This is a genomic window from Streptomyces sp. SM1, assembly GCF_002910825.1.
GTDB classification, from domain to species: domain Bacteria; phylum Actinomycetota; class Actinomycetes; order Streptomycetales; family Streptomycetaceae; genus Streptomyces; species Streptomyces okerensis.
Window position 1 is genome coordinate 1 of sequence record NZ_NEUB01000212.1, and the last position, 2463, is coordinate 2463.

3 protein-coding genes are annotated in these 2463 nt (G+C 69.8%); 1 reads left to right on the forward strand and 2 read right to left on the reverse strand.

Annotation, left to right across the window (positions count from 1 at the left end; genetic code table 11):
* Both B9S61_RS04880 and B9S61_RS04885 read right to left on the reverse strand, forming a co-directional pair.
* Positions 1-259 (reverse strand): zf-HC2 domain-containing protein (locus B9S61_RS04880; protein ID WP_146064712.1); only part of this gene is annotated, 259 nt, incomplete at its 3' end.
* A complete protein-coding gene (locus B9S61_RS04885; protein WP_103541086.1) occupies positions 256-798 on the reverse strand; it encodes a sigma-70 family RNA polymerase sigma factor in 543 nt (180 codons plus the stop codon). The genes B9S61_RS04880 and B9S61_RS04885, both read right to left, overlap by 4 nt.
* A gap of 246 nt (positions 799-1044) precedes the next feature.
* Here B9S61_RS04885 and B9S61_RS04890 point away from each other — a divergent pair.
* Positions 1045-2463, forward strand: a 1419-nt coding sequence (locus B9S61_RS04890; RefSeq protein ID WP_103541087.1) for a DUF4331 domain-containing protein, incomplete at its 3' end; no start/stop codon positions are given.

Sequence of the window (2463 nt, forward strand, 5' to 3'; positions counted from 1 at the left end):
GAAGACGAAGTGCCGTTTCGGCGGCTGCACCGGCAGCCCCTGCCCGGTCCCGCATCGCGGGCGGCGCGGGGGCGGCCGTGGACCAGGCGAGGCGGACGGCGTCCTCGGCGAGATCGCGCACCTCGGCGGTGCAGCGGTCGCAGGACCTCAGATGCCTCTCGAAGCGGACGCGTTCGGCGGGCTCCAGGGCGTCCAGGGCGTAGGGGGCGGCGAGCGAGTGCGCGGCGCCGCGGGATCCCGGCCGGCGGAACAGGCTCATGCCGCGCCTCCCAGGCAGTCGCGCAGGCGGGTGAGGCCGTCACGCATACGGGTCTTGACCGTTCCCAGCGGCAGCGACAGCCGCTCGGCCACCTCACGGTAGGTGTAGCCGTCGTAGTAGGCGAGGGTGACCGACTGGCGCTGGAGCGTGGTGAGACGGTCCAGGCAGCGGCGCACCCACTCGCGTTCGAGGCCGGCCTCGACCTCCTCGGCGACCTGGTCGAAGGCGGGGCCGTGACCGCGCCGGGCCTCGCGCTGCTCGCGCTCGCCGGCCGCGCGGGCGCTGCGCACCCGGTCGACGGCGCGGCGGTGGGCGAGGGTGAGCACCCAGGACAGCGCGCTGCCCCGGAGCGGGTCGAACCGTGCGGCGGAGCGCCAGAGTTCGAGCAGCACCTCCTGAGCCACCTCCTCCGACTGGGCGGGATCACGGACCACGCGCCGCACCAGCCCGTACACGGGTCCGGAGACCAGCCCGTACAGGTCCTCGAACGCCTTCTGGTCACCCGCGGCCACAAGCACCAGCAGCTCGTCCGCCTCCAACGTGTGTCCCCCCTCTTCCGGGCCCCTCGGGGCCGACCGGTCGCACGAGGCATTCGCAGCGAGCGCGCCTCCGGATGGGAAGTACGGATCACCGGACCGAAAACGCGGGTCGGCGGCGAGAAATGCTACGGGCGGAGCGGATTCGCGGGAGGGGGCCGGGAACGACTTCGAAAAGTCGACCAATCCGGCCCGCCACGTGTTCCGAATGCCAGTGCGTCAGGCAAGTTGGCACTGAGGACGGACGGCATGACACCTAACTCCAGGACCGGTGCGGGGCGCAGGAGTCTCGCGACCCTGATCTGTGGCGCGCTGGCGGCCGGGGGGCTCGCGGCCGCCGGCGTCACCGCGCTGGAACCCGAGGCGGCCTCCGCCTCCTCCCACCGGGAGGCCCCGCTGATATCGGGCACTCCGCAGTACGACAACACGGACCTGTACGCGTTCGTCAGCCCCGACAAGCCGGACACGACGACGATCATCGCGAACTGGATCCCCTTCGAGGAGCCGGCCGGCGGACCGAACTTCTTCACCTTCGCCGAGGACGCCCAGTACGACATCCACGTCGACAACAACGGTGACGCGCAGGGTGAGCTGATCTTCCGCTACACCTTCAGGACGCACACCAAGAACGACAAGACGTTCCTCTACAACACCGGTCCCGTCACCAGCCTGGACGACCAGGATCTCAACATCACGCAGACCTACGACATCGAACTGCTGAAACTCAAGAACCAGCACGCGGTGTCCCGCACGAAGATCGCGGACGACGTGCCGGTGGCGCCGTCGAACGTCGGCAAGGCGTCCATGCCGGACTACGACACGCTGCGCAAGCAGGCCGTGCACGAACTCGCGGGCGGGGCGACGACGTTCGCCGGGCAGGCCGACGACCCGTTCTTCCTGGACCTGCGGGTGTTCGACCTGCTGTACGGCGGGAACCTCTCCGAGGTCGGCAACGACACGCTCAAGGGGTACAACGTCAACTCCCTGGCGCTCCAGGTCCCGACGCACATGATCACCGAGTCTGCGGACCAGCCGGTCGTCGGCATCTGGTCGACGACGCAGCGGGAGAACGCCGAGGGGCACTTCGTCCAGGTGTCGCGGCTGGGCAACCCCCTGGTGAACGAGGTCGTCAACCCGCTGAAGGACAAGGACACGTTCAACGCGTCCGGGCCGTGGGACGACGCGCAGTTCCTGAAGAACGTCACCGAGCCGGAGCTGCCGAAGCTCATCGAGGCGATCTACAAGATCCCCGCTCCGGACGAGCCGCGCAACGACCTGGTCGACGTGTTCCTGAAAGGTGTCGAGGGGCTCAACCAGCCGCCGCATGTGACGCCTTCGGAGATGCTGCGCCTCAACACCTCGATCGAGCCGGCCGCCGAGCCGAAGCGGCTGGGCGTCCTGGACGGGGACACCGCCGGCTTCCCCAACGGGCGGCGGCTGACGGACGACGTGATCGACGCGGCGCTCCAGGTCGTCGAGGGCGAACTGGTGGGTGCGGCGAACGATCTGGGTGACGCGGTCGACGCCAACGACAAGAAGTTCGGGGCGGCCTTCCCGTATCTCGCGAACCCCACGGAGGGGTCGCGCGGCCCGCTCGCCAAGGGTGTGGACAGCGGCAACGACGTACGCAACCAGCTCGGTGACGCGCTGCGGCCCGCGGGGGCCGAC